Genomic DNA, 26,384 nt, shown 5'->3' with positions numbered 1-26,384 from the left:
TTCCACTAAAGACGGGGGCTTGGTACAAGGCTTGGGGTGATGAGGTGAACCCTTAATCCCCTGTCCCATGCACGCTCACCTTGGCATTCCCGAGTCCCATCTTCAACCCATTGGCCTGGCGCTGAACACTCTGCTGGCTGATGAGTACGTGCTCTACACCAAAACCAAAGCCGCCCACTGGAACGTGGAAGGCCCCAACTTCCACACTCTGCACGAGTTTCTCGACGACCAGGCCGAGCAGTTGGAAGACATCATCGACCTAGTGGCCGAACGGACTCGCGCCCTAGGCCACTACGCCGCGGGTTCCCTGCACGACTTTCTGAGTCTGACCCGCTTGCTGGAAACCAAGGCCGACGACAACCACCCCGCTCCCGCCCTGCAAGCCCTACTCACCGACCACGAAACCATCATCCGGCAACTGCGCCACGACGTAGCAAGCACCGCCACTGCCGGCGACGCGGCCACCAGCGACGCACTCACGGGCTTGCTTGGCCAACACGAGAAAATGGCCTGGATGCTGCGTGCGCACCTGCCGGGCGGCAAGAATTCCGGCTCCTCCGCAACCAGCCAGCTGCTAACCCAAAGCCTCGATGGAACAGCTTCCGCGCCAACTTCCAATGGCCACTAAGAGGCTGAGAAAGCCGACTTACTGCTCAAATTCCATGCGCAACGTTTAGCAACACGCTTATGAAAATCGGTATTATCGGGGCCGGCAACATTGGAGCTACGGCGGCTCGGCTGTTCGTGCAGGCGGGGCACGAGGTGGCGCTAAGCAACTCCCGCGGCCCAGCTTCACTGGCCCAACTAGTACAAGAACTCGGGCCGCGGGCCCAGGCCCTGACCGTGGACGAAGCTGCCCGTTTCGGCGACGTTGTGTTGCTGGCGGTGCCCTGGCGCACGCCCAAAGCCTTGCCTTCGCCCTTAGCAGTAACCGGCAAAATCGTCATCGACGCGATGAATCCTTACGCCGCCAACGGAACCATTATGGACCTGGGAGTCTCCAGCTCCAGCGAAGAAACGGCCAAGCACCTGCCAGGGGCGCGGTTAGTCAAGGCCTTCAACACCATTTGGGTGAAGCATTTGGCCGAGCACGGGGCTCCCTACAAGCCCGTAGCCGACCGGCACGCCATTTTCGTGGCCAGCGACGACGCTCCCGCCAAAGCCTTAGTGGTCAAGCTGATTGAGCAGATCGGGTTCGCGGCGGTTGATACGGGTGGGTTGCGCGAGGGCGGCCGGCGGCAGCAGCCCGGAACGCCGCTCTACAACCGCACTTTTACCGGTGCCGCAGCCCAAGCCGCCGTTCAGCAGTTGCAAGCCGCCGGTAGCTAACCCAAGCTGCGAATTCTAGAATCCGCCTTCCGCCGCGGCAGCTGGTACCGTTTCCGTTTAAATTCCGCAGGCCCTATTTTTCTGCCCAATTCATCGGTAACCTAAATCCACGGCAACATGATAGCCTCTCCGCAACCCCTGGCCCAGCAGGCGTACACAGTGTTTGCTATGCAGCCATTGGCCCAGGTGCTGGGCACGTACGGCAAGCCGGCGGCGCACATCCGGCTGAATTGCTACACCATTTTGCTGGTGGAAGCGGAGATGGCGTTGTCGGAAGCCGATTCGGCGCCGTTGACGTTGTACTTCGTTAACCCTGGGCAACTCTCGCTGGCTAGCCTTCCCACTACGGCGGTGGGGCAGGCTCTTTCCTTCTCCGACGAGTTTTTCTGCCTGACCGGCGACGACAAGGACTTGCTGCTCAATTTCAACCTGTTTCACTCGGCCGAGGTGGGGCAGCCGCTGCTGGTACCGCAAGAGGAATACCCGGAAATAGTGGCCTTGCTTGGTACCATGCACCGGGAGTTTGAAGGCCAAGGCCTGTTGCGCGATACCATGCTGCGCTCTTACCTGAAGGTCTTCCTGATTCACTGCATCCGGCTCAGCCAGCAACAAGTTCTGGCCGGCCGGCCGGTGCCACCCAGCCTCTTCACCCGGTTTCGGACGCTGCTCGATGAACACTACACGGCGTGGAAAACGGTGCGCGAGTACGCCGACCACCTCAACGTCACGGCCAATCATCTGAGCGAAACCATCAAGAAGGAAACTGGCCTCCCGGCCCGCAGCCACATCCTGCAGCGCATTTCGCTGGAGGCGCAGCGCCTGGCGTACTTCAGCGACTTGTCGTTGAAAGAAATAGCCTACCGCCTGGGTTACGACGATGTGGCTCACTTCAGCAAATTGTTCAAGCGTTGCAATGGCGTCAGCTTCCTCGAATTCAAGGAGCAAACCCGCCAAGGCTGACCTCGGTGGTCCTCTTTTCTGCCGGTTAGGCTAGCCGTGAAATGTACCTAAGCACCCGTAGTTTGCCCATGGTAAACGGGCAGGTTTAGGCGGAAATTTGTGTAAACCAAACGGCAGGCGCATGGGCGCCAACCACTCCTTCATCTGCTTCTCCTACCCTTATGGAAGACCGTATCTTAGGCCTGCACCACATCACGGCCATCGCGGGCAAGGCCCAGCGCAACTTCGACTTCTACAGCAAAGTGCTGGGCTTGCGCTTCATCAAGAAGACCGTCAACTTCGACGACCCCGGCACCTACCATTTCTATTTCGGCGATGAGATAGGCTCGGCCGGCACCATTCTCACCTTTTTCCCGTGGGAGCATATCACGGCCGGCCGGCGCGGCAGCGGGCAAGCCACGGAAATCGGCTACTCCGTGCCCGCCGGCAGCCTCGATTTCTGGGTCCAGCGCTTCGAGCAACACAACGTGACCTACAACAAGCCCGCCGAGAAATTCGGGGAGCAATACCTCACTTTCCTCGACCCCGACGGCTTGAAGCTGGAGCTTATCGTTTCTAAAACGTCCGACTCCCGCACGCCCTGGACCACGCCCGAAATTGGTGCGGAAGTGGCCGTACGTGGTTTCCACACCGTAACGCTCACCTTGGCCAGCGTCAAAGGCACGGCCGAAGTTCTCACCGAGGTATTCGGCTACAAGCTGCTCGAACAGCACGTGAACCGCTACCGCTACGGCACCGATGCCGTGGAAAGCGCCGCCCTTATCGACCTGGTGGAAGTGCCCAGCGAAGGTCGGGGCGTCGTGGCGGGCGGCTCGGTGCACCACGTGGCGTTCCGGGTGAAAGACGACGCGACTCTCATGCGTTTCCGGGAGAAAGTGGCCCAGCGCGGCCTCAACATCACCCCGCAAATAGATCGGCAGTACTTCCACTCGCTCTACTTCCGCGAGCCGGGCGGCGTGCTGTTCGAAATTGCCACCGACAACCCCGGCTTTATGGTCGATGAGCCGCAAGCCGAACTCGGTACGCACTTGCTGCTGCCCCCGCAGTACGAGGCGCGCCGTGCACAAATCGAAGCTCAGTTGCCCCAAATCGTATGAGCGCCCTGTCTTACCGTCCGCTGACCTACATCTACCAGGCCGCCGCTGCGGGGGCTCCTACGCTGCTGCTGCTGCACGGCACCGGCGGCGACGAGCGGGACCTGCTGCTGCTGGCCCAGCGGCTGGCTCCCGGCTTTAACGTGCTTAGTGCGCGCGGCAACGTGCTGGAGGGTGGCATGCCCCGCTTTTTCCGCCGCCTGGGCATGGGCATATTTGATGAGGAAGACGTTGTGTTTCGTACCCACGAGCTGGCGCAATTCCTGCGCGAAACCAGCGTGAAAGAGGGCTTCGATCTGACTCGGGTAGTAGCCGTGGGCTATTCCAACGGCGCCAACATTGCCGGCAGTCTCTTGCTGCTCTACCCCGAACTTCTGGCCGGGGCCGTGCTCTGGCGCCCCATGCAGCCCCTCACCAAGGAGGTTCCGAACAACCCGGTTAGCCGGCCGGTACCCGTGCTGTTCATGCCCGGCACCCACGACCCCACCGTCCGCCCGGCCGCTTCCGACCAGTACGCGCAGTTGCTCACCAGCCGGGGCTTCGACCTCACGCGGAAAGACGTGCCGGCCGGTCATAATCTGGCGCAGGCGGACCTCGATACGGCCGCGGCCTGGCTTGGACGCCACTTTCCGGTTGCTGCCGCGCCCGCAGGTGCTAGCTCTTAATCTTACCGACAACTCTCATCGTAATCTTCCCCGCGCTTGTTTGATTGAGGCCTCTAACTCAGACCTTAAAAGCGGGTGCGGGGAAGTCACTTACTGGTATTTTTTATGGCCATGCCCAAAGGACGACTCGAAGCCTTCAGCGACGGTGTGCTGGCTATCATCCTCACCATTATGGTGCTGGAAATAAAAGTGCCGCAGGGAGCCGACTTTGCCACGCTGAAACCGTTGCTGCCGCGCTTCCTGAGTTACGTGCTGAGCTTTATCTACATCGGCATCTACTGGAACAATCACCACCACTTGCTTAGCAGCAGCCCCCGGGTTACGGCCGGCGTGCTGTGGGCTAATCTGCACCTGTTGTTCTGGCTTTCCCTCGTGCCGGTATCAACGGGCTGGATGGGTGAAAACCACTTTGCCAGCGCGCCGCTAGGGCTCTACGGGGTGGTACTGCTGATGGCTGGCTTGGCCTACTCCATCCTCCAGAATCTTATTGTGGCGGCCGCCGGGCCGGACTCCGCCTTGGCCCAAGCCATTGGCCGCGACTGGAAAGGCAAAGGCACCCTGGTACTCTACGGCCTCGGCATTGCGGCCAGCTTCCGCAACCACTGGATAGCCGGCGGCAGCTACGTATTGGTGGCCTTGCTCTGGCTCATACCCGACCGACGAATTGAGCGCACTTTCGGCAAACAGCATCCTGCCTAACCTGGGCCTCGTGGCATTTGCCCGCGCCAGTTGGCGGCAGTACAGCTCTGCTTCGGGCCTAACTCGCCAGTGCCCGGTAGCAATCCGCTAACTGCTTCCTACGGCGCCTCTGAAATGAAGCACCCAACACTGGCGGGGCCGCCAAGCAATGCCGTGATATGTGCATCAGCTCCCGTAGGTTGACTATGGAGCCAAAGCACTGCCCGCCAGAACTTTGTATTGTTCTTCGGACTCAGTATTCGACGAGGCCTGGCCGGAGAGCATACTTACATACTCTTAAAACCACTACTCATGAAACCATCACCCCACCTCCTCTCTCCCACCAACCACGCCTTGGTTCTGATTGATTTTGAAGGCCAGATGGCGTTTGCTACCAAAAGCATCAATGTGTCGGAGCTGCGCGGCAATACGGCTCTGATTGCGGGTGCTTCCCGGATTTTCAACGTCCCGACCATCGTGACGACGGTAGCCGAAGAAACTTTCAGCGGCCCCGTATTTCCGGAAATTGAGGAGTTCTATCCGCAGGCCACTTCCCACTACCTCGACCGGACGACGATGAACACCTGGGAAGACGAGCCCGCCTACCAGGCTATTACGGGCTTGGGCAAACAGAAACTCGTTTTCGCGGGACTGTGGACCAGCGTCTGCATTGTAGGGCCTGCCTTGTCGGCGTTGGCTGAAGAGTACGAGGTGTACGTAGTGGCCGACGCTTGCGGCGACGTGACGGCCGAAGCCCACGACCGGGCCATGCCGCGCATGATTCACGCGGGCGTGCGGCCCGTGACTTCGTTGCAATACCTGCTGGAACTCCAGCGCGACTGGGCCCGCACCGAAACCTACGATGCCGTAACGGCGCTGGTGAAAAAACACGGCGGCGCCTACGGACTCGGCGTGCAGTACGGGCACCGTATGCTCCAGCACTAGGCGGCCACCCCGGCAGCCCAGCCGGGCAAACAGAACTCGCGCGTCTGCTTCCGTTTGCTCGGCTGGGTTGCTTGGCTGCCTTTGATTTTCATACCTAGCCAACGGTACATCATGAGTGCCTCCCTTATTTTATTCAATGGCCGGGTGCATACCGTCGACCCGGCCCAACCGGCTGCCACGGCCGTGGCCATCGAAAACGGCAAGTTTGTGGCCGTCGGCGACGATGCCACGGTCTTGCGCCTCGCTACGAAAGACACCCGCTGCATCGACTTGCAGAAAAAGCGCGTCATCCCGGGCCTCAACGACTCGCACATCCACTTAATCCGGGGTGGGCTCAATTACAACCTGGAGCTGCGCTGGGACGGTGTGCCTTCCCTGGCCGACGCGCTGCGCCTGCTCAAGCAACAGGTAGACCGCACGCCTTCGCCGCAGTGGGTACGGGTGGTGGGCGGCTGGACCGAGTTTCAGTTTGCCGAGCGCCGCCTGCCCACGCTGGACGAAATCAACGCTATTGCACCCGACACACCGGTTTTCATCCTGCACCTCTACGACCGGGCCTTGCTCAACCGCGCCGCCTTACGGGCCGTGGGCTACACCCGCGACACGCCCGCGCCGCGCGGCGGCCAGATCCAGAAAGACCGTAATGGGGAGCCAACCGGCCTGCTGCTGGCCAGCCCCAACGCCATGATCCTGTATGCCACGCTGGCCAAAGGGCCGAAACTGTCGTACGAGCACCAGCTAAACTCCACGCGCCATTTCATGAAGGAGCTGAACCGCTTCGGCATTACGAGCGTGATTGATGCGGGCGGCGGCTTTCAGAATTATCCCGATGACTACCGGGTGGTGAGTGAGTTGCACGCCAAGCAACAGCTGACCGTGCGCATCGCCTACAACTTATTCACCCAGCGCCCCAAACAGGAATTCGAGGATTTCGAGCACTGGACCAAGTCAGTGAAGCTCCACCAGGGCGACGAGATGTACCGCCACAACGGCGCGGGCGAGATGCTGGTCTTTTCGGCCGCTGACTTCGAAGATTTCGTGCAGCCCCGCCCCGACCTGCCCGACCACATGGAAGCCGAGCTGGAGCGCGTGGTGCGCCTACTAGTCGAGAACCGCTGGCCGTTTCGGTTGCACGCCACCTACAACGAAAGCATCAGCCGGTTCCTCGACGTGTTCGAGAAAGTCAACCGCGACATCCCGTTCAACGGCCTGCCCTGGCTGTTCGACCACGCCGAAACCATCGATGCTCGTAACATCGAGCGGGTGAAGGCTCTCGGGGGCGGCATTGCCATTCAGAGCCGCATGGCGTTTCAGGGCGAGTACTTTGCGGACCGCTACGGAGCTACGGCCGCCGAGCACACGCCCCCGGTTAAACGCATGCTGGAAACCGGCGTGCCTGTGGGTGCGGGCTCCGATGCCACCCGCGTCAGTAGCTACAACCCGTGGGTGGGCTTGTACTGGCTCACGGCGGGCAAAACCGTGGGCGGCTTGCAACTCTACTCGGAGCACACGCGCCTCAGCCGCGAAACGGCCTTGGAGCTGTACACTCGGGGCAGCGCCTGGTTTTCCGGCGAGCAAGACCAGAAAGGTGCCATCAAGGTGGGGCAACTGGCCGACCTGACGGTGCTAAACCGGGACTATTTCAGCGTCGCGGAAGAAGATATCAAGCACATTGAGGCCGAGCTGACCGTGGTGGGCGGCAATATCGTGTACGCCCAGGGCGACTTCTCCTCTTTCTCCCCACCCGCCATTCCCGTTCTGCCCGACTGGTCGCCAACGGTTATTCGCAACGGCTATCATCCTGGGGCATCAGCGAGCGGGTCAGCGACTAGTTCGCAGGTGGCCAAGCAGACCACGGGCATTGCGGCACCCAGCCAGCACCACCTCTTGAGCAAGGTGCATCACTGCCTGGGCAGTTGCGGCGTGCACGGCCACCAGCACGATAAGGTGCGCACCAGCTCCGTGCCAGTCACCAATTACACTGCCTTCTGGGGAGCGTTGGGCTGCTCCTGCTTTGCCTTTTAGCCCCACCCATCCTCCGTTTTTTCTGGGGGTAGACTGGCTACCAAAGTCAGCTTTTCGGGGGCCACGAATCTCACTCACCTCTTAAAATCTCCATCATGGAACCAGACAACAAGGTGCTCTACATGAGTCTGCTGCTCACGCTGGTTGCCGGCTTCTGCGACACCGTGACGTTCATTGCCGCCAACGAGCTGTTTTCGGCGCACGTCACCGGCAACTTCATCGTGTTTGCTTACGACGTGGTGCACGACGCTGACAGCGAGGCGTGGACCCGGCTAGTGAGCTTTCCGGTGTTCTTGGTGGCCGTGGTGGTGGGTCGGTGGCTGGCCGGCCGCTCCCCGAACCGCTATGCCTTGTTGGTGGCCGAAGGCAGTTTGCTGCTGGGCAGTGGGCTCCTGGCATTGGCGGTGGCGCACTACCACTTGGCGCCCTGGTTAAGCCAGCTGGCCGCCATGCTGGTTGTGTTTGCCATGGGTTTGCAGAACACGTTCGGCCGTCTGTTCACCAAAGAAACCTACGGCCCCACCACCGTCATGACCGGCAACGTCACCCAAACCACCCTAGACGTGGCGGAAATGCTAACGGCCCCGGCCGGCGCAACCAGCAAAGCCGACGTGGTGAAAAAGCAGCTCTGGATTATCGTGGGTTTTCTGGTTGGCTGCCTGGCCGGCGGCATAGCAGCCCGGCAGTTCGGATTGTGGCCCGTGCTGCTGCCGGGGCTGCTGCTATTGGCCTTTGTGATAAGAAATCCGGCCCGCTGAGGAGAAAACGAGTGGCTTAGTGTACAGCCACTGCCTGTTCTGCAGGTACGGCTGTCTTTTCGGCTGTTTTGATACGACGTACCACCCACAAGCTTAGCAAGTTGGCCGTCACGGCCAAGTAGCCTACCCAGTCGTAGTGGAGAAGCGCGCCGCTGGTGGTTTTCACGACGATAAAGCCGGCAATAAACGAAGCCATGCCGGCCGCAAACTGCTGCACCGCCGTGTTCAGGCTCATGAAGCTCCCCCGCCGCCGCGGCTCTACCACCGACGTAGCCAGGGCCGTAGCCGGAATGAAGCGCCCGCTCATGATGATGAACAGGCCGGCCGTGGCCGTGAGAGCCAGCCCCAGCGGCATCGGCCCCAGATGCGTGATGAGCAACAGCATGGGCACCGAGGCCAACGAGCCCACCGTGAACACCCGCACCTTGCCGTAACGGTCGGCGAGGCGGCCGGCCAAGGGCGAAGAGAAGATGGTAGCTATGCCACCAACCAGGTAGATGTAGCTGAGTTGGTGTTCGGTGAAGCCCACATTGCCCACCAGGTAGGGGCTCAAAAACGAAACCACCGTAAACTGGCCCAGCATGAGCAAGGTGATGAGCAGCAATGCGGCCCGCACCGACGGATTGCCGAACAAGCCTATCACGGCCTCGGCTCGCTCCCGCAACGAGGTAGCCCGGTCGATGTGGCCGCGCATGTTAGGCAGCACGAAGTAAATTAGGGCCCAAACGCCCAGGCTCAGCAAACCGAGCAGGATGAAAGGCGCGTGCCAGGAATAGCGCGTGGCCAGATACAACCCAAACGGCACGCCCAGCACCGAGGCCACCGAAAACGCGCCCATCACAATGCCAATGGCCCGGCCGCGGCGCTCTTCCGGCACGGCATCGCCGATGATGGCCATTACCAGCGAGCCGAGCACCCCACCGAACATGCCGGTCAGGGCCCGCGCCGCAATCAGCCAGTGGTGGGTGGGCGCGGCCGCGCAAGCCAACGTGCCCAGCCCAAAGCCTAGGTAGAGGGCCAGCAGCGCGGTTTTACGGTTGTATCGGTCGATGAAGAAGGCAGCGGCCAAGCCCGAGATACCCGCGCTGAACGTGTACGCCGACACCACCAGCCCAAACTGCTGCGGGCCGATTGCCAAGGTCCGCATCAGCTGCGGCCCCAGCGGCATCATAATAACAAAGTCCAGGATGTTGGTGAACTGTACGGCTGCTAGCAGGGCCAGGAGCGTTTTTTCGTTTTTCATGTACCCCTAACAAATAAGTACCACCCCCGGAATATTATTTCCGTGTGAAGAAGCAAAGTTAACCCCGCGGGCGCGACTACGCAGGCTAAGAATGTGTCGGGGTCTTACATGCCAGTTGTATTGATCCATATAATCCATACAATCTAGGAAGCTGTTCGAGTTGGGCCGTGTGGTCAGTAAAGCGCCAACCTGTGGAAGAATATCTACTGAACGATGTTGGACTGACGAAGCGGGACAGGTTTCCATGTCACTCAACATGATGGGCAAAAGAGTGAATCGACCTTATTTCTATCACACATCAGCTGTGCGTCTGGAAAGCTAGTGACGCGCCAAGCGGGTAGAGCGTAAGCGGGAGAGAGTGGTGGCCAACAATGGACGTCGTAGCAGTGTACCTCATTGACTCAAATTGCTGCGGTTCAGCTCAGCTCGATTGTTCCGCGCGGCGAGGTGATTGTCGCAATCAGCCTGGGCGCGTCTCCGCGGGCCACGCGTAAGGGTACGTTCAACTTGGATAGCACAGATCGAACGGCCGGCGCGTGGTTGTGCTCTGCGCGTAGTCCGACCAGATACGCTCCCGATGGGGCGTCATTGGCGGGGTGAAGTGATTCTCCCCAGTCAATAAAGAACGGCACGAGGCCGTCGCCGAGCAGCACTCCTGGGTCCGTCATCCGCCACGTCAACGTTGCGCCGTCTGGCCGGCGCCTCTCTCCGTTTTGAACGCGGCCTAACCGCAGGTCTGCCGCAGCACCACGACCGATTTCCTCGTCCAGGTCGTTGGATTTTACAGCCCACCGGAATAATCGTGGGAACTCCGCCATTCGGTCAAAGAACGGACCTCGCGGTCTCACATCGGGTTGAGCAGGGTCGGGAGCCCGAATTTCCAAGTAAGATGTCGGTCCCAGTCGCAGTAGCGCGTTGCGCGTGCCTCGACCCAACTGGCTCCCGCCGTAAGTAGCCGCAACCCCGGTTAAGTCTTCGATGTACCGCATGCTCTGCTCAAGATCGGGCGTCGCGTAAATGAGATGATCTACCCGCGCGAGCACCGAAGGCGCAAACGAGTGGCTGCGGCCTCGCCCCGCAATCAACGTCGTACAAGCGGCGGCAATAGAGCCTACAAAAAGTCGTCGGTTCATAGATTTCGCCCTCAAGCGCCGCGACGCTCGATAAGGACGGGTCGCTTCAACCTGGAAGGAGTTTGATTATGAGGTTGATAGAAGTTGTCGAAGCTACGACGAATACCATTATTCAAGGCTGAACGGTGGAATGGCGTCCGACACTCTGCATAGTGAAGTAGTGGCACAACCTAATGGGTGCTAGATGTGAGGTCGGCGTGAGAAGCCCGCCTACTTAACCGAATGCGAGCAGAGTGCCAGCACTCCAACGGCCGTTTCGCATAGACAGCGTTGAGCTTGCTAAAAATCATAACATCAACACCTTATACCCATAACCCTGTCATCACATGCTTGGGGAATCTTTGCGCCTTCGTTCCAAACCCCACACCTATGCGCCAAACCTTTCCTCTCCTTCTGGCTCTTTGCATGCTGCTAGGCAGCTACCAGAGCTTCGCTCAATCCACGGACGCATCCATTGCGGGCCGGGTCGTGGATGAAAAAGGCGTGACGCTGCCGGGCGTCACCATTGTGGTACGCAACGAGGCCACCGGCTTCCAAACCACCACCGTCACCAACCCCGACGGGCGCTACTTCCTGCGGCAGTTGCCGCTGGGCAAGCCTTACACTGTGCGGGCCAGCTACATCGGCTCGGCCAACCAAGTAAAAAACGACCTGGCGCTCAACTTCGGCGACCAGCTGGCCGTGGATTTCACCATGCAGCCGGCTTCGGTGGGGTTGCAGGAAGTGGTGGTGCGCGGCAACGCCCTCAGCAGCCGCATCGACCGGCTGGGCAGCAGCACGGCCATCACCGACCAAACCATCCGGCAGATTCCGGTCCTCAACCGCAGCTTCACCAACCTGGCCGCGCTGGCGCCCACCACCAACGGGGGCAGCGTGGGCGGCCAGCTGCCCTCTTCCACCAACTATCTCATCGACGGCGTGAGCGCGCGCAACAACCTCACGTCGGGGGCGGTGGGCAACGGGCCGTACTCGCTCTCGTTGGAAGCCATTCGGGAGTTTGAGGTGGCCACCAACGTCTACGACGTAACGCAGGGCCGGCAGGGCGGCGGCACCATCAGCGCCGTCACGAAGTCGGGCACCAACACGTTCACGGGCTCCGTGTTCGACTACTACCGCGCCGACTTCCTGGCCAGCCCCTACGACATCCGGGGCAACCGCCGCACCCAGAATTTCACCACCAACCAGTACGGCTTCAGCCTCGGCGGCCCCATCCTGCGCGACAAGCTGCACTTCTTCGTGGCGCTGGACCGGCAAGACCAAACGGCCCCGTTTTTCATTGCCGACATCCAGTCCGATGCCGATGCCAACGCGCTGGGCATCAGCCGGGGCGCGCTGGATACGGTGCTCACCATTGCCCGCACCAAGTACGGCCTGAGCGATGCCCGGCAGACCGGCGAGTTTGAGCGCATGACGGTCAACAACACGCTCTTTACGCGCCTCGACTGGCAGATCAACGAGAAGAACCGCGTGACGCTGCGCAACAACTACAGCGACTACGACAACCCCTACAGCACCGACGACAACTCGGCCATCAACCTGTACGAGGTGTACGGCAACTTCAAGTCGCGCGAGAACAGCACGTTGGCCTCGCTGCGCACACAGTTCAGCGCCAACCTGCTCAATGAGCTGAAAGTGCAGTTCCAGACCGTGAAGCGCGACTACACGCCCAACGAGCTGCTGCCCGCGGCCAACATTCCGCGGGCCATCGTCACGGTTCGGTCGCGGCTGCCCAACGGGCGCCAGGGCAGCACGTCGGTACAGCTCGGCGGCCAGCGTTTCACGCCCGAAAACAACCTGGAAAACCAGGTGCAGCTCGTCAACACCACCTACCTCACCAAGGGCAACTACAACTTCACCTTCGGCACCGACAACACCCTCACTTATCTGGATACCTACATTTCCAGCGAGCAAAATGGGCGTTTCGTGTTCAACAGCGTGCAGGAGTTTAATGATCTGAACCCGACGCGCTACGCCCGCGAAGTGCCGCTGCAAGGCGTGCCCTCGGTGCAGCAGTACGTGCTCAACACCTCCCTTTTTGGCCAGGTGCAGTACGAGCCCCTGCCCCACGTGGAAGCCATTTTCGGGTTGCGCTGGGACCTGACCAGCTACCTCACGGCCGGCGACTACAACCCCGTAGTGGAAGAAACTCTGGGCCTGCGCACCGACAACAACCCGACCGACTGGAACAACATCCAGCCCCGCGTGCAACTGACCTGGGACGTGCGCGGCGAGCGGAAGAGTATTGTGCGCCTGGGCGGCGGTATCTTCTCGGCCAATCCCGTGAACTACTCCCAGGTCAACAACATTCAGAACAGCGGCACTAAGGTGGCTTCCATCGACGTGACGCGGCCTTCGACGGGTACCAACCCGGTGCCCCGCCCCGACTTCCCCAGCTACCGCGCCGACCCTTCCACGGCGCCCGGCCTGCTGCCCGGCGTGCCGTACGTGTCGACCATTAATTTGAACGACGAGGATTTGCAGGTGCCCAACATCTACAAGGCCAACCTGAGCGTGAACCGCATCGTGAACAGCTGGCTGCGCGTGGGCGTGAACCTGCTCTACTCCTACACCCGCGACAACTACGTGTACCTGGACCGCAACCTGGTAGACCAGCCCTACTTCACGCTCGACAACGAAAACAACCGCGGCGTATTCGTGCCGGCCAATACCATCACGCGAGCCGGCATCACCAACAACGTGCTGGGGCGCAAAACGCAGTCGGTGGGCCGGACGCTGGAATTCACCAACGGAGCCAAAGTGCGGCAGGCAGCGGCCATAGTCGATGCCGAGCTGCGCTATTTCCGCGACGGTTTCTTCAACGCTAGCTACACCCTCAACGACACCCGCGACAACACGTCTTACAACGGCAACGTGGCCAACACGTCCACGTTCCGGCCCATCAAGTCGGACCCGCGCAGCCTGAGCGAGCTGGACTACTCCGACAACCAGTTCCGCCACAAAGTGGTGTTCTTCGGCTCTTCACCGACGGTGAAGGGCTTCGCGCTGAGCGCCCGTTTCACCGGCCTCGGCGGCACCCGCTACTCGCTGCTCGTGGATGCCGACATCAACGGCGACTTCGTGGGCGGCCCCGGCACCGACAACGACTTGGCCTTCGTCTTCGACCCCAACAACCCGGAAACGGACCCCGCCGTGGCCGCGTCCATCCAGAAGGTGCTCGACAACCCCGACAACCGCGCCCGCGACTATATCCGGCGCAGCATCGGCACCATTGCCGACCGTAACGGGGGCGTCAACCCGTTCTCCGGCACCTTCGACGTGCGCCTGCAAAAAACCTTCAAGACGTTCAAAGATCAGGGCCTGACTTTCAGCGTGGACGCCTTCAACTTCGCCAACCTGCTCAACAGAGATTGGGGTGTCAACTACAACCTGGGCAACCAAAATTTACTGGTGGTGGCCGCCCCAACTACTGCCGATCCTACCCCCGGCTTTGACCAGGCCACCCGACGCTACCGGTACCGCGTGAACGAGAACGTAGGCGTCATCAACCAGAACGGCACACCCTACCAGTTGCAGCTAGGCGCGCGATACTCTTTTTGATTTGGTTGTTGGTTGGTGGTTTTTGGTTGTTAGTGCAGTCCTCCGGTCAGTGTGTTGCTTCGGCGCTGTCAACCCGTTCTCGTCTCACTTGATGTGTTGCGGGGTTAGTACTTGGCTGTGCCTTATGAGTCCATTTAGCAACCCCACATTTTGCAGCTGGCAGACAAGCCCCGGAGGGCCTGCATATCGGTAGAAACAAGGACCATAAGGTTGGGTGAAGCCCCAGAGGGGCGACATATCGGTAGAAACCAGCTCTTGCATACAGAAACCAAGCCCCGTAGGGGCGACACCCAATCGTGGGATGGTTTGTGCCGCCCCGATGGGGCTCTGGAACGGTAAGGACGCACAATGACTACCCATATGCCGCCCCTACGGGGCTCGCTTACTGACTTCGCAACGTGAGTCAGCAAAACACCAACCAAGCACCATACCCAGGGCAATGTAGCCTGGGCTTTAGCCCGGGAGAATCGGCACCCCTTGACCCAGAACCCGGGCTAAAGCCCAGGCTACAGACCGCCACAAACCACCAACCAAGCACTAAGCACCAAGCACCAAGCACCAAGCACTAAGCAGTACCAACCTTTTCCAGATGAAAGCATTGTATATCACGGTAGGGCTGAGTTTCGGCCTTGCGTTTTCCTCGCTTGGCCAGGCGGCTAAGCACGTGGTGCTTATTAGCATCGACGGACTGCGGCCGGATTTTTACCGGGAAGCCAAGTGGCCCACACCTAACTTGCAGCGTTTGGCCGCGCAGGGCGCTTCGGCCGATGGCGTGCGGAGCGTGTTTCCGAGCGTCACGTATCCGTCGCACACCACGCTCATAACGGGTGTGGCCCCGGCCCAACACGGCATCTACTACAACTCGCCCTTCGAGCCCGATGGCGCCACCGGGCGCTGGTACTGGGAAGAAAACCTCATCACCACCGAGACGCTCTGGGACGCCGTACGCAAAGCCGGCCTCAAATCGGCGTCCGTATCGTGGCCCGTGTCGGTGGGGGCGCCCATCGACTACAACGTGCCGGAAGTGTGGGCCCTGGACAAGAACGTGGACCGCATGGCCCCCATGCGGGAGCTGACCACGCCCAAGGGCCTGTTCGAGGAAATCGAGCTGAACGCCACCGGCAAGCTCACGGCCCGCGACATGAGCAGCGACTACGTGAGCGGCGACGAAAACGGCAGCCGCATCGCGGCCTACCTACTCACCACCTACAAGCCCGCGCTACTCACGCTGCACGTGTTTGGGGTAGACCACGCCGAGCACGAGGATGGCCGCGACGGCGAGCACGTGCGCCGGGCCCTGGCCACCGCCGACTGGGTGGTGGGCAACATCGTGGAAGCCCTTACGAAAGCCGGCATCCAGGACCAAACGGCCGTCATCATCACCGGCGACCACGGCTTCGTGGACATCAACACCACGCTGGCCCCCAACGTGTGGCTCGCGCAAAGCGGGCTGTACGGCGCAACTAAGGGCGAGTGGAAAGCGCAGTTTCACACCTCCGGCGCGTCGGCTTTCTTGATGTTGAAGAATAAAAAGGACAAGAAAACCGTGGCCCAAGTGCGGAGCTTGCTCGCGGCCCTACCCGCTGAGCAGCGCAAGCTTTTCCGGGTGGTAGACCGCTCCGAGCTAGACCAGATCGGGGCCGACCCGAACGCGGTGTTGGCCCTGGCGCCCGTATCCGGCGTGGCCATGAACAGCAGCCGGGAAGGCGAGCCCGTGCGCCCCGGCAAAGGCGGCACCCACGGCTTCTTCCCCGATTTCGCCCAGATTCAGACGGGCTTTATCGGTTTCGGCCCCGGCTTCACGGCCGGGCAGGTGCTGCCCCAGATGTCGCTGCAAGATGTGGCTCCCATCACGGCCCGGCTGCTAGGACTGCCCTTCAACGGCACCGCCAGCCCCCTACCCGCGCAAGTCGTGAAGCAGTAACTGCGCTGCTAGCGCCATCTTAGAAGTTGTTTTTGTTGGCTTCAGAACGTCATGCTGAGCTTGTCGAAGCGTCTCTACCGAACGATTTCAGCGCAACGACGTGGTAGAGATGCTTCGACAAGCTCAGCATGACGTTCGACAGAAATTGATTAGCTAACTTAAACAGCTCCTCAGGCTGGAGCAGTAAAGCAACACCCCGCTTCACACTAGCGCGAAGCGGGGTGTTGCTTTACTGCTCCAGCCTGAGGAGCTCTACGCTTTTATACGGCGCCAGCACCTAGCGGCATTCTGAACAGCGCCGCCACGGCGGGCTCACCCTTTTTGGCTACCCGTGCCCGGCCATTCTTTCCGCTTTTCGCGAGTTAGCCGCGCTTGATGTTTGCAGCCAACAGTGGGGGCCTGATAAGAATAGAAATATGTGGCATGAGCCAACCTCAACCTTAGAGTAGGAGTGCCGAACGAGAAGCACAGTATGAGCACCTGATGCTACTGGCTCCTTGACACAATACAGTTGGCAAACCGGGTTGTATAGAGTTGTTCCTTAAGCACAAGATTTGGTTACAAAACAGGGAATCATGTTGAAAAATAATTGCATTATACAACTATTTAACCTGTAAAATAAGCCGTATCCAACGTAGATGTTCGCCAGAAAATGTTCACTCGGTTTGGATTTTATAAAGTTAACTGCCTTATTTGAAGCGCCGATACTTGTGTTAGCCCGGATTTTGAGCTGACAATAAGCATATAGTAGTCAGCATATTGCTTGCTAATAACGTTCTTTCTGTACTCGTAAAACACTCAGCTCCACTGCTGACACCGCCTCACTAGCAATAGCGTGGCCTTGCCTCGCGCAGTTTTTGTACACTGCATAGAATGCACGGCTCGCCCTTGCCACCAATTTCTTCTGGGAAGGCGACTCAATCAGCGTCTGCGGGCGAAGCCCATCCACTGCTGTAGAACACGCTCATACTTCCACTCACAACCCACAACCAAACTCTTTCTGACCTATGAACAAGCTTTATTCTTACGGCCTGAGTGCAGCCCTGCTGCTCGGCGGGCTCAACGCCACGGCTCAAGACCGAGCCGCTGGCCCGGCCTTTCCGCTCGGCAACAGCCAGGCGCTGGTGCGTCAACTGGAAACCCAAGTAAAGGCCGGTGGCGCGCAACGCCAGAAGCCCACGGTGACCTTGCGCGTGTCGGCCACGCAGGCCTTTACCGGCCAAGTCAACCACCGAGAAGATGTGTCGGCCACAGGCGAGTACGTGGTGGGGGAAATTCAGGGCGTCGCCGGCTCGTCGTTTTTGCTGCGCATCAATGGGGCGCAGGTAGAAGGCAATATCGTGCTGCGCGGCACCAAGCAGGCCTACGCCTACTCCGCCGACGCGCAAGGCAACGTAACGGTGCAGGAAGTCGACATCAACAAGGTCGTCTGCATCGATTACAACAAGCCCGTGGACTACCGCGAGCTGGCCTCGGCGGGCGCTACGGCCAACCGCGCCGCCGTCGTTTCCCTGCAAAGCTTCCCCGGCGCCCGCGGCTGCGTTATGCTCGACGTGGACGGCTACTCCCTGCCGGCCGGTACGGGCTGGAACAAGGGCAACGCCTACGAAGCTCCCTCGGCCAACATGACCGATGCCAACGTGCAAGCCATGTGGGAGTTGGTGAGCGAGGACTTCCGCCCTTTCAGCATCAACGTCACCACCGACGAGGCGGTGTTCAACTCCTACCCCAAAAACATGCGCATGCGGTGCGTGATATCGCCGGGCAGCGCCAGCACCATCGCGCCGGGCGCGGGCGGAGTGGCCTACCTGACCTCGTTCCGCTCCAACGACGACACGCCGTGCTGGGTGTTCATGTCGGCGCCCAAATCCGGGGGCGAAGCGGCCTCGCACGAAGTGGGCCACACGCTGGGCCTGAGCCACGACGGGCGCGTGAGCCCCAGTGAGGCATACACCACCAACAACGGCAACGCTAATACCCAGTGGGCGCCCATCATGGGGGCGGGCTACTATAAGCCCGTGACGCATTGGAGCAAGGGCGAATACAACAGCGCCAACCAGAAGCAAGACGACCTGGCCATCATGAGCGGCTCGACCTACAACGTGGGCTACCGCAACGACGACCACGGCAACGACATCGCCGGCGCCACGGCCCTGACCCGCAGCGGCACCAGTGTGTCGGGCAACGGCGTTATTGAGCGGACCTTGGACCAGGATTACTTCTCCTTCAGCACCAGCGGCGGCGCCATTAGCCTGAACGTGAATACGGTGAGCCGCTACGGTAACCTCGACATCGTGGCGCGACTCTTCACTAGCAGCGGCACCCTGGTGGGCTCCTACGATGCGGCCGGTGGCGGCAATCTGAATACGGTGGTGAGCGCCGACCTGGCCGCGGGCACCTACTACCTGCAAGTGGACGGCACCGGCTCCGGCGACCCGGTCAACAACGGCTACTCCGACTACGCCTCGCTGGGCATCTTTACCATCGCCGGCACCGTGCCAGCTGGCACCAGCACCCCAGCCCCGGCTGGCGTGGCCACGCTCTACCGCGACTGCGAATCCAGCGGCACGGCAATCGGGTTGGAAGTGGGCGATTATACCCTGGCCCAGCTCCAGGCGCGCGGCATCTTCGACAACGATATTTCGGCGGTGCGTGCCAACAGCGGCTACGAAGTCCAGTTGTTCGAGAACGACAACTTCCAGGGCGAATTCATCACGATAGTAGGTGAAACTCCTTGCCTGGTGGCGCGCAGCTTCAACGACCGGACCACCTCCCTGCGGGTGCGCACCGTGGGCACGGTCACCGTGTACAAGGACTGCAGCTTCGGCGGCTACGCGGTGGCCCTGCCGGCCATCGGCACCTATAGCACCAATCAGCTGCTGGCCCTCGGCATCCTCAACAATGACATCTCTTCGTTGAAAGTCAACAGCGGCTACGAAGTGGTGCTCTACGAAGACGACAACCTCGGCGGCGCCTCGCTCACCATCAGTGGCGAAAACAGCTGCCTGGTGAATAACAGCTGGAACGACCGGACTTCTTCGATCCGGGTGCAGAACGCGGGCAGCACCACGGCCAGCGCCGGCGGTGGCTCAACGAGCGGGACGGTACAAAGCAGCCTAGCGCCTGCTGGGGCCCTGGAGCTGTACCCCAACCCCACCGCCGACCGCCTCATGCTGGCCTCGGGGGCTGAGTTGCAGGGCGGAGAACTGCGCATTCTGAGCCTGGAAGGCAAGGAAGTGTGGCGCGGCACCTGCGAGGGCTCTACCCTGGACGTGACGACGCTCAAGTCGGGCCTCTACACCGTGATCCTGCTCACCAAAGACCGGCAGCAGCTCGTTTCCCGCTTCAGCAAGCAGTAGGCTCCGGCGAGCGGCTTACAGAAACTTAGAGCGAGTTTACGGTTGCCGTACGGGGTGTAGCGCGAAGCTCCGGCTTCGCGCATCGTTGCTGACATTGAACGACTGGAACCGCACTGCTACAACGCGAGTCGTTCAACGATGCGCGAAGCCGGAGCTTCGCGCTGCTGCTCCCGCAGCCAGTACCCCAACTCAAGAACCGCTATAGGAAAAGCAGGCAGCGTTTGCTGCCTGCTTTTTTGTGTGCTCACCCTAAGCTACGTGAACAGCAAATGCACGAGTCCCGGCCGTTGGCCTGGGCTGTACCGGGCCGTGGTGCGGGCAAGAGTGGTGGTTAACGCCGTGAATTATACTATATTGACTAACTAGCGCGCCCGCTCCGCAACGACACGCAGGCCAGCCCCTAATGCTTCCGCGCCGGTACTGGCTTTGCGTCTCTGCCCGTCCGTTTTCTCATTCCCGTAAGCCATGCTGAAAGAGTTACCCGATGAAGTATTAGGGGCGCTGATACTGGTCGTCGTTCTTCCGCTGCTGTATTTCGCCGCGCGCCTAGCCGCCAACATCAACAACACGTGGACGGCCTTCCGCCTCCATCCCATGGCTGCCGCCATCCGTGGGCGCCGGGACCCGGGCACCGGGTACCTCAAGGGAGAGTACCAGGGCCACGTAGTACGGGTGACTTTTGCCCCGAACACTCGGCTGAACGGACCCTACTCCACTAGTGCCCACCGCTTTATCAACGCCTTCTACCTGGAGCTGCACGGCGTGCCCGGCCACCAGGACTGGGTGGTGCGCTACGGCCAGAAACAGGAGTGGCTGAGCAAAGGGCCGGTATTTGCCTTCTTCGAAACCAAGAGTCCCGAGCTGGTCCAACGCCTCGAAGAAGCCGGGGTGCTGGAGGCTATAAGCGCCGTAGGCGGCGGCACCACCCACTACGAAACCGTGCGCTACAACGCCCAGCAACAGGTGTTGTACTATACCACCGACGTGGCGCCAACCGCGCTGCCTTCCCAGGACCATTACCGGCAGCAGCTGGACTTGCTGGTGCACCTGGCCGAAACCAACCGCCGGGTAAACGCCTCAGTCCCGGCCCCGTCCTGAGCTGGGTGCGCTTCGGCGGGAGTGGTATTCTCCACGCGGCCTTTCAGGTCGGTTATCCTTACCTTGACTGCTACCCCAACTACCACTTGCAACCTAGCTCCCGCTCACCAAAAGCTCGCGTGAACCGCGCCAAAAACACCCGATCTGTCCGTTCGACTTCGCCAATATTCCTCACGCCGAAAACCACGATTGAGCCATGAGCCATGTTCCATCCCGGCGGAAGTTCATCCGAGCTGTTTCGCTGCTTTCGGTTGCGCCCTCCCTCCTGTACGGCAACAGTCCATCCCAGAAAGCAGGCGTTCCGCGCATTGGCTACCTCAGCGGGGCGGGCCTGCCGCAATTTGAGGCGGCATTCATAGAAGAGCTGCAAAAACTCGGTTTCAAGGACGGTGAGAACGTCCACATCGAAAGAAGGTTGGCCCGCCCGAACACCACCGACCTGGCCGGAATGGCCGCCGAACTCGCCCGCATGGAGCTTATGCTGATTGTGGTGGGCTCTCTTCCCATTGCCCTGGAAGTGCGCCAGAACAACCCGAAGATGCCCATGGTGCTGGGCACTTGTCCGGGCATGGTCAGCAACGGCTTTGCTAAAAGCGTGGAGCATCCGGGCGGTATTTATACCGGCATTGATGAGCTGCCGAAAGGAGTGGTTGACAAGCGCCTGCGCCTGCTGAAAGCCGCGGCTCCGGCGGCGTCCCGGATTGCCTTACTATCCACTACTCCCGGCACCGGCGGGCACGAATGGCAGCTGGCCGAAGCCGAAGCAACCGCGAAAACGCTAGGGGTAGAAGTCAAGCCCTACCGGGCCACTTCCTTGCCGGAGCTGGAACAAGCCTTGGCGGCGCTGGTGAAGGACGGCATGAACGGGCTGCTTTGTTTTCAAGGGGCGCTGAGCTTGATTAACCGCAAACGAATTGCGGACGTCACCGCCCAAAGCCGGATTCCGGCCATGTACCAACAGGCCCTGTTCGTAGAAAGCGGAGGGCTTATGGCGTGGGCGCCGGACCTGACGGACCAGTTCCGGGAGGCCGCCCATTTCGTTGGTAAAATACTGAAAGGCGCCAAGCCGGGAGACCTGCCGGTGAAGTATCCGGCTAAGTATTACCTGACGCTAAACAAAACGGCCGCCCATCAGCTGGGCTTAGCTTTTCCCAAGGAGCTAGTAGCGGAAGCAACCCAAATTATTGATTGAAAACACTACAAGCCCGGCGGTAACCAGATGGACATATCAACGTGCAGCAATGCAGTTGACGAGCCATGATTCGCTGCATTCAGCTTACTGGTTCGAGTGTGCTTTTGGGAAGCGGTGGCGCTGCGCCACCCATTTCGACGTAAGCAGGTCGGTAGCTTAATATGCTGTGTTTCCATTGAATTGATATAGAAAACCACTCTTGCAAGCTTTAGGAGCGGCTTTATGTGGGCCCAACTGGAATCGAACCAGCGACCTGCTGATTATGAGTCAGCTGCTCTAACCAACTGAGGTATAGGTCCGGCGTGAAACGACGGCAGGGTGCGGTATGAGCAAGTCACCTCCCTTACTTGATAAGGCAATGTCTCAGAAATCACCCCACATTAATCATATCCACTTCCTTGCCCGCCGGGTAGAGTCCCGGAAACAGCACCGGCGCAAACCCAATAGGATACGCCGCCCGGTAGGGAGCCAGATGGTCGGCGGTGTTGGTGGCCAGCAAGCCCGCCTGGAGCAGCTGCGTAGCCAAGGCCTTAGCCGTCCGGTCCGATAGGCCGGTGAGCCGCTCCACCTCCCGCCGCGGGATACTGCCCTTCAAAAACACTGCCTCCAGGACGTAGTACGTCTCGGGCCGCCACTTACGCTTGAGCACCAGTAGCTGCACCAGGCCCCGCAGCCGGCTCAGCATGTCGTCGATGCGGAGCACGCTGGTCATGTACCGTATCTGATCCAGGGCCACTTCCAGGAAGAACTTACAGAAAGCCACCAACTGCCGCTCCGATAAGTTGCCGCGCCCGTCGTAGTCATTTTCCCGCTGCGCGTCCGCCGCCGCTAACGCTCGTTTGTATGCCGCCTCATGCCGGGCCAGCCCCCGCGACATCGACCACAGCCCGCCCGCATCAAGCCCTTCGGCCCGAAACGCGGCATCGCTGAACAGGCGCATCACCCGGCCGTTGCCATCCAGAAATGGGTGCAGCCAGGCCAAACGGTGGTGCGCCGCCGCAATCTGGGCTACCCGCGCCAGCCGGTCGTGCTCGTAGCGAGGCTGGTAGCCGTCCTCCAGTCGGTGCAGAAACGTTGGCAACGCTTCTGCTGCTGGAGCTATGTGTCGGCCTACCTGCACTTCGGTGGTCCGCAACTCTCCTGGTGATACTTCCAGTCGTTTACCCTCTATCGTTGTAACCCACCGAAATTCGTCGGGCAAGTGCGCGTAGAACTCCCGGTGCACGGTTCGCCAGAAGGTTTCAGTGTACGGATTGCCGTCGGCCTCGGTCAGCAGCTCCGGCAGCCGGGCGTGCACCGCAATATGCGCCTTGGCTTCCAGCTGCAACGACCGATTCCGGCTATCAGCCGAGTACTCCTCTTGCAAGGCACGGGCAATGTCCAGCGGGTGGGTATCGTGGCCCTCAATCAGGTTGGAATAGTAGCTGTTGGCTGGCCGCAGAAAATTGGCAATTGCCGCGGCGGTTACTGGGTGTAAGCGGTGGGAGAGTTGGGCGGCGGCTTCTACAATCTGCAAGGCCAACTCCCGCAACTCCGGCGGTAGCGGGCTGGGCTTGAGTGGCGCAATAGCCGCAGGGTTTCGGTATAGATCCATAGAAGCAGTTCTACGGCAATATTATGCATGTTTTACGACATTGTTTACGATACGTAATAATATGACTTTCAAATACAAGCAATATAAAATAAGCACTTGCTTACGATACCGTATACAACAAGTCTACAAGCCCAGTATAGACTGCGTATAAGTTGATTATTGCCCTTTTGTAGCGCAACAGTTAAGTCATGACATTGTAGCAGACTCACGTAGCAGCGTGGCCTGAGGGTTAACCCCGGCGGATCTACTTCTGCACGAGGCGTATTTTTGATTGTATCAGAATGCCCACCCGTCAGCCGACATAAAAAAACCGCTCCTGCAAGATACAGGAGCGGTTTTTCGTGGGCCCAACTGGAATCGAACCAGTGACCTACTGATTATGAGTCAGTTGTTCTAACCAACTGAGTGATAGAATTTCGGTGGGTGTAAAGCGGCAGCGAAGCATGAAAAAGTAATACAAACGGTTTCTGAGAAGTGGTGATATTTATTACTAGGAAGTAGCCAGTCTAAAATCCTTCAATAAGGCGCGGAACTCGGTAAAAAGAATCGGCTATGAAGTAAGCACTTCCTTCTGCATCGGAAGACTGTGGAAACTGATAGTTTTTATCCCAATAATAAATGCCTTGGTCCTCCCCTGCTACGGTGTAGAGCAAGAAGTTTCCTCCCCGGTCTTTCCCGATCAACAAGGTACCAGGGGCTAGTGCCTCGCCTTCTTCGGCCAGCCAATAGCCCAGCGTTAAGCCACGGGAAGAGTTGTGGTGGAGCCCAAAAAGCGCCTGGAGCTTGATTTCCTGGTTTAGCTCCTTGTTAAAGAAAACTTGCTTGTCGATGGCGGCACCGTCATGTTCCATTAGAAACTGACGATAGTCAGCGGGCAGCGGAAATCCGAGTTCTTTCTCGAAGGCAAGTATAGAATCTTCCGTGTTTATTTCCCAGGAAATAGGGTTTTCCTCTTGGGAGCCGGGTGTAAACGTAAAGTCTCGCAGCGAATCACAGAACTCAGTGAAAGAGTCTGCCACGAAGTAGGTGTTGCCCTGCTCCGAAGATTGAGCGAAGAAATGGTTGTGGTCCCAATAGTAAATGCCCTTATCCTCCCCGGTCGTAATATATAAGAGTTGGTGGCCGCCTGGATCTGAACCAATAATCAAGTCCTCTTCCTCTATTTCATCCTCGTGTTCTTGCAACCAAAACCCCAATGTCAGGCTACGAGCAATAGGATTAGTAATGCCGTAGAAAACATCCATTAACACTTCTTGATCAAGATCTTTGACGAAGAAAGTTTGCTTATTAACAGATGCTCCGTTGTACTGCAACAAGAATTGACGGTAGTCATCGGGAATCGCGAATCCAATTTGCTGCTCAAAGGCAAGAAGGGCTTCCTCTGTATTGCCTCCCCAAGGTGCTTCTAGGTTCATTGCTATGAGTTAGCCGGCGTGTAATCCATCAACGAATCACAGAACTCGGCAAAAGAATCAGCTAGAAAGTAGGTATTTCCTTCTCCAGTAGATGATTGCGGAAAAAAATGAGCGTGATCCCAATAGTGGACGCCTTTGTTTTCCCCTTCCGTAACATACATGAGCAATCCTCCGCCTTGGTCAGCACCGAACAGTAGGGTTTTCTCAGGTATCTCGTCACCAAATTCATTCAACCAATACCGTAAGGTGAGGGATCTGGATTCCGGGTTTGTAACTCCATAAAAGACGTGAGCGAGAATGTCTTGATCAAGATCTTCTACAAAAAACACTTGCTTGTTGAGTTGGCAACCATTGTTTGCAGCAATGAATTCTCGGTAATCGGCTGGGAAAGGAAATCCTATTTCCTTTTCAAAGGCAAGGATGGTAGCCTCTGGTGTTGGCCCCCATGAAGTAGCGTTCATCATGATTTTGGTTTTCTCGTTCTGAAAGTGGCGGTATTAACAGGTGCAGAGGTGCTTTTCACATTCGCACAGCCACCATAATGAGTAAAGCGACGATGTATAGTAGTGGGTACCTCCTGCATTGTCTTCATGTTCTGCTTGTGATGCCAAGTATTGTCCTTTAGGATATGCCCCTCAGGACCTTTTTCATTGGCTTTATCAAAATCAGTGGTATAATTTCCCTGCATGTCATCTATGTCAACCTTTTGGCGAGCGTAATCGTCAAAATTAGGCTCATCCCCCTCATACATCACTGAGTTATGCTCCCAATCAGTGAACTTCCAGTTGCCGTTATCGAGCACTTCAATAGCACCACCTTTTGAATACCATTTGCTGATTGTAGGCGCGTATAGTGGCTTTTTCTTAGGATCAAGGGCAGTTTTTGGAGGCTTTGGTGCCTGCGGAGCGCCGCTAAGAGTGCCCAACGCTGGGGTCGGCAACGGGTTTTGCGGTGGAGTCGGGATTCTCTCACTAGGCAGGTTACGGGCGCCAGGGCCGGGCAACAAGGCGGGGGGCGAAGTCAGCGCCCGTTGGCGTACCTGGGGGTCTTTCTCCCACCACAAAGCCGAGTGGTGTTCAATGGCTATGCCGTTCCACTCCCAATAGGCCGCCGACAGCGCTAGCTCCAACTCGTAGGAATCCCGTTTGGACATGCCCGGCTGGAAGTTGGTGCGGTGGAGTATACACCAGGCGTCGTAGAAGGCCAGCCGCCAGCGCACCTGGTCGCCCTCGTAGATCACCAGCCAGCCACTGCGCCGCGAGTAGCTGTCGGCGGCCCACTCAGTGAAGAGGCTGGCCACCGCCGCCATGCCCACGAGCGTGAGACGGATAGGCCGGTAGAGTACCGTGCTGTTTGGCCGGCCGACATGGTCGGTGTGCTGGTGAAGCTGATAGGAGAACCTGATTAGCCAAGT

The 26,384-nt window shown here is 59.2% G+C and carries 20 protein-coding genes and 1 tRNA gene; 14 read left to right on the top strand and 7 right to left on the bottom strand.

Features of this window, described 5'->3' with window-relative positions:
* Positions 1 to 67: 67 nt before the first annotated feature.
* The 9 genes from ACYSMN_RS17430 (at position 68) to ACYSMN_RS17390 (ending at position 8,454) form a co-directional block, all read left to right on the top strand.
* Positions 68 to 628, top strand: a complete 561-nt coding sequence (locus ACYSMN_RS17430; RefSeq protein WP_488925193.1) for a Dps family protein — start codon at positions 68 to 70, stop codon at positions 626 to 628.
* Positions 629 to 687: 59 nt separating this feature from the next.
* On the top strand, positions 688 to 1,329 hold the full coding sequence (locus ACYSMN_RS17425; protein WP_488925192.1) for an NADPH-dependent F420 reductase: 642 nt from the start codon (positions 688 to 690) through the stop codon (positions 1,327 to 1,329).
* 117 nt (positions 1,330 to 1,446) lie between these two features.
* Positions 1,447 to 2,289: a helix-turn-helix domain-containing protein gene (locus ACYSMN_RS17420; RefSeq protein ID WP_488925191.1), complete on the top strand. Its 843-nt coding sequence runs from the start codon at positions 1,447 to 1,449 to the stop codon at positions 2,287 to 2,289.
* 161 nt (positions 2,290 to 2,450) lie between these two features.
* Entirely contained in the window at positions 2,451 to 3,386 is a 936-nt protein-coding gene (locus ACYSMN_RS17415; RefSeq protein WP_488925190.1) for a ring-cleaving dioxygenase, read from the top strand.
* Positions 3,383 to 4,048, top strand: coding sequence for an alpha/beta hydrolase (locus ACYSMN_RS17410; RefSeq protein ID WP_488925189.1), 666 nt, complete (start codon positions 3,383 to 3,385; stop codon positions 4,046 to 4,048). Before ACYSMN_RS17415 ends, ACYSMN_RS17410 begins: the two co-directional genes overlap by 4 nt.
* A 111-nt stretch (positions 4,049 to 4,159) precedes the next feature.
* The gene (locus ACYSMN_RS17405; RefSeq protein WP_488925188.1) at positions 4,160 to 4,747 is read left to right on the top strand and encodes a TMEM175 family protein; all 588 of its coding nucleotides are present in this window, start codon (positions 4,160 to 4,162) and stop codon (positions 4,745 to 4,747) included.
* A 291-nt stretch (positions 4,748 to 5,038) separates the two neighbouring features.
* Positions 5,039 to 5,671: a hydrolase gene (locus ACYSMN_RS17400; RefSeq protein WP_488925187.1), complete on the top strand. Its 633-nt coding sequence runs from the start codon at positions 5,039 to 5,041 to the stop codon at positions 5,669 to 5,671.
* 111 nt (positions 5,672 to 5,782) lie between these two features.
* Positions 5,783 to 7,696 (top strand): amidohydrolase, encoded by a 1,914-nt coding sequence (locus ACYSMN_RS17395; RefSeq protein WP_488925186.1) that lies wholly within the window; start codon positions 5,783 to 5,785, stop codon positions 7,694 to 7,696.
* A gap of 95 nt (positions 7,697 to 7,791) precedes the next feature.
* The gene (locus tag ACYSMN_RS17390; RefSeq protein ID WP_488925185.1) at positions 7,792 to 8,454 is read left to right on the top strand and encodes a YoaK family protein; all 663 of its coding nucleotides are present in this window, start codon (positions 7,792 to 7,794) and stop codon (positions 8,452 to 8,454) included.
* Between the two features lie 16 nt (positions 8,455 to 8,470).
* On the opposite strand, the gene ACYSMN_RS17385 is transcribed toward ACYSMN_RS17390, so the two are convergent.
* On the bottom strand, positions 8,471 to 9,697 hold the full coding sequence (locus ACYSMN_RS17385; RefSeq protein WP_488925184.1) for an MFS transporter: 1,227 nt from the start codon (positions 9,695 to 9,697) through the stop codon (positions 8,471 to 8,473).
* A gap of 416 nt (positions 9,698 to 10,113) precedes the next feature.
* The gene (locus tag ACYSMN_RS17380) at positions 10,114 to 10,830 is read right to left on the bottom strand and encodes a VOC family protein (RefSeq protein ID WP_488925183.1); all 717 of its coding nucleotides are present in this window, start codon (positions 10,828 to 10,830) and stop codon (positions 10,114 to 10,116) included.
* Positions 10,831 to 11,199: 369 nt separating this feature from the next.
* Between ACYSMN_RS17380 and ACYSMN_RS17375 the strand changes: the two genes are divergently transcribed.
* From ACYSMN_RS17375 to ACYSMN_RS17355, 5 genes are all read left to right on the top strand, one after another.
* Positions 11,200 to 14,388: a TonB-dependent receptor gene (locus tag ACYSMN_RS17375; protein ID WP_488925182.1), complete on the top strand. Its 3,189-nt coding sequence runs from the start codon at positions 11,200 to 11,202 to the stop codon at positions 14,386 to 14,388.
* Positions 14,389 to 14,977: 589 nt separating this feature from the next.
* Positions 14,978 to 16,312: an alkaline phosphatase family protein gene (locus ACYSMN_RS17370; RefSeq protein ID WP_488925181.1), complete on the top strand. Its 1,335-nt coding sequence runs from the start codon at positions 14,978 to 14,980 to the stop codon at positions 16,310 to 16,312.
* Positions 16,313 to 17,319: 1,007 nt separating this feature from the next.
* Positions 17,320 to 19,671 carry a beta/gamma crystallin-related protein gene (locus ACYSMN_RS17365; protein ID WP_488925180.1) on the top strand — a complete coding sequence of 784 codons (2,352 nt, stop codon included), beginning with the start codon at positions 17,320 to 17,322 and terminating at the stop codon, positions 19,669 to 19,671.
* Positions 19,672 to 20,136: 465 nt separating this feature from the next.
* Entirely contained in the window at positions 20,137 to 20,769 is a 633-nt protein-coding gene (locus ACYSMN_RS17360; protein WP_488925179.1) for a hypothetical protein, read from the top strand.
* A gap of 196 nt (positions 20,770 to 20,965) precedes the next feature.
* Positions 20,966 to 21,961, top strand: a complete 996-nt coding sequence (locus ACYSMN_RS17355; protein ID WP_488925178.1) for an ABC transporter substrate-binding protein — start codon at positions 20,966 to 20,968, stop codon at positions 21,959 to 21,961.
* A 225-nt stretch (positions 21,962 to 22,186) separates the two neighbouring features.
* Here the strand turns inward: ACYSMN_RS17355 and ACYSMN_RS17350 are convergent.
* The 5 genes from ACYSMN_RS17350 to tssD form a co-directional block, all read right to left on the bottom strand.
* Positions 22,187 to 22,260 (bottom strand) — tRNA-Met (locus tag ACYSMN_RS17350).
* 71 nt (positions 22,261 to 22,331) lie between these two features.
* A complete protein-coding gene (locus tag ACYSMN_RS17345; RefSeq protein WP_488925177.1) occupies positions 22,332 to 23,555 on the bottom strand; it encodes a Fic family protein in 1,224 nt (407 codons plus the stop codon).
* 506 nt (positions 23,556 to 24,061) lie between these two features.
* A complete protein-coding gene (locus ACYSMN_RS17340) occupies positions 24,062 to 24,970 on the bottom strand; it encodes an SMI1/KNR4 family protein (RefSeq protein WP_488925176.1) in 909 nt (302 codons plus the stop codon).
* 2 nt (positions 24,971 to 24,972) lie between these two features.
* Positions 24,973 to 25,434 (bottom strand): SMI1/KNR4 family protein, encoded by a 462-nt coding sequence (locus ACYSMN_RS17335; RefSeq protein ID WP_488925175.1) that lies wholly within the window; start codon positions 25,432 to 25,434, stop codon positions 24,973 to 24,975.
* Positions 25,431 to 26,375, bottom strand: a complete 945-nt coding sequence (tssD, locus tag ACYSMN_RS17330; protein ID WP_488925261.1) for a type VI secretion system tube protein TssD — start codon at positions 26,373 to 26,375, stop codon at positions 25,431 to 25,433. Before tssD ends, ACYSMN_RS17335 begins: the two co-directional genes overlap by 4 nt.
* Positions 26,376 to 26,384 lie beyond the last annotated feature (9 nt).

This window comes from Hymenobacter sp. M1-2, from assembly GCF_057808495.1.
The sequence above is the reverse complement of the archived record's forward strand: the minus strand, read 5'-3'. Positions and strand labels throughout refer to the sequence as shown.

Coding starts and splice junctions, on each gene's coding strand:
- ACYSMN_RS17400 (WP_488925187.1), top strand. CDS start 5,039: ATGAAACCATCACCCCACCTCCTCTCTCCCACCAACCACGCCTTGGTT.
- ACYSMN_RS17380 (WP_488925183.1), bottom strand. CDS start 10,830: ATGAACCGACGACTTTTTGTAGGCTCTATTGCCGCCGCTTGTACGACG.
- ACYSMN_RS17335 (WP_488925175.1), bottom strand. CDS start 25,434: ATGATGAACGCTACTTCATGGGGGCCAACACCAGAGGCTACCATCCTT.
- ACYSMN_RS17420 (WP_488925191.1), top strand. CDS start 1,447: ATGATAGCCTCTCCGCAACCCCTGGCCCAGCAGGCGTACACAGTGTTT.
- ACYSMN_RS17360 (WP_488925179.1), top strand. CDS start 20,137: ATGCTGAAAGAGTTACCCGATGAAGTATTAGGGGCGCTGATACTGGTC.
- ACYSMN_RS17340 (WP_488925176.1), bottom strand. CDS start 24,970: ATGAACCTAGAAGCACCTTGGGGAGGCAATACAGAGGAAGCCCTTCTT.
- ACYSMN_RS17405 (WP_488925188.1), top strand. CDS start 4,160: ATGCCCAAAGGACGACTCGAAGCCTTCAGCGACGGTGTGCTGGCTATC.
- ACYSMN_RS17345 (WP_488925177.1), bottom strand. CDS start 23,555: ATGGATCTATACCGAAACCCTGCGGCTATTGCGCCACTCAAGCCCAGC.
- ACYSMN_RS17355 (WP_488925178.1), top strand. CDS start 20,966: ATGAGCCATGTTCCATCCCGGCGGAAGTTCATCCGAGCTGTTTCGCTG.
- ACYSMN_RS17390 (WP_488925185.1), top strand. CDS start 7,792: ATGGAACCAGACAACAAGGTGCTCTACATGAGTCTGCTGCTCACGCTG.
- ACYSMN_RS17430 (WP_488925193.1), top strand. CDS start 68: ATGCACGCTCACCTTGGCATTCCCGAGTCCCATCTTCAACCCATTGGC.
- ACYSMN_RS17375 (WP_488925182.1), top strand. CDS start 11,200: ATGCGCCAAACCTTTCCTCTCCTTCTGGCTCTTTGCATGCTGCTAGGC.
- ACYSMN_RS17425 (WP_488925192.1), top strand. CDS start 688: ATGAAAATCGGTATTATCGGGGCCGGCAACATTGGAGCTACGGCGGCT.
- ACYSMN_RS17410 (WP_488925189.1), top strand. CDS start 3,383: ATGAGCGCCCTGTCTTACCGTCCGCTGACCTACATCTACCAGGCCGCC.
- ACYSMN_RS17415 (WP_488925190.1), top strand. CDS start 2,451: ATGGAAGACCGTATCTTAGGCCTGCACCACATCACGGCCATCGCGGGC.
- ACYSMN_RS17370 (WP_488925181.1), top strand. CDS start 14,978: ATGAAAGCATTGTATATCACGGTAGGGCTGAGTTTCGGCCTTGCGTTT.
- ACYSMN_RS17385 (WP_488925184.1), bottom strand. CDS start 9,697: ATGAAAAACGAAAAAACGCTCCTGGCCCTGCTAGCAGCCGTACAGTTC.
- ACYSMN_RS17365 (WP_488925180.1), top strand. CDS start 17,320: ATGAACAAGCTTTATTCTTACGGCCTGAGTGCAGCCCTGCTGCTCGGC.
- ACYSMN_RS17395 (WP_488925186.1), top strand. CDS start 5,783: ATGAGTGCCTCCCTTATTTTATTCAATGGCCGGGTGCATACCGTCGAC.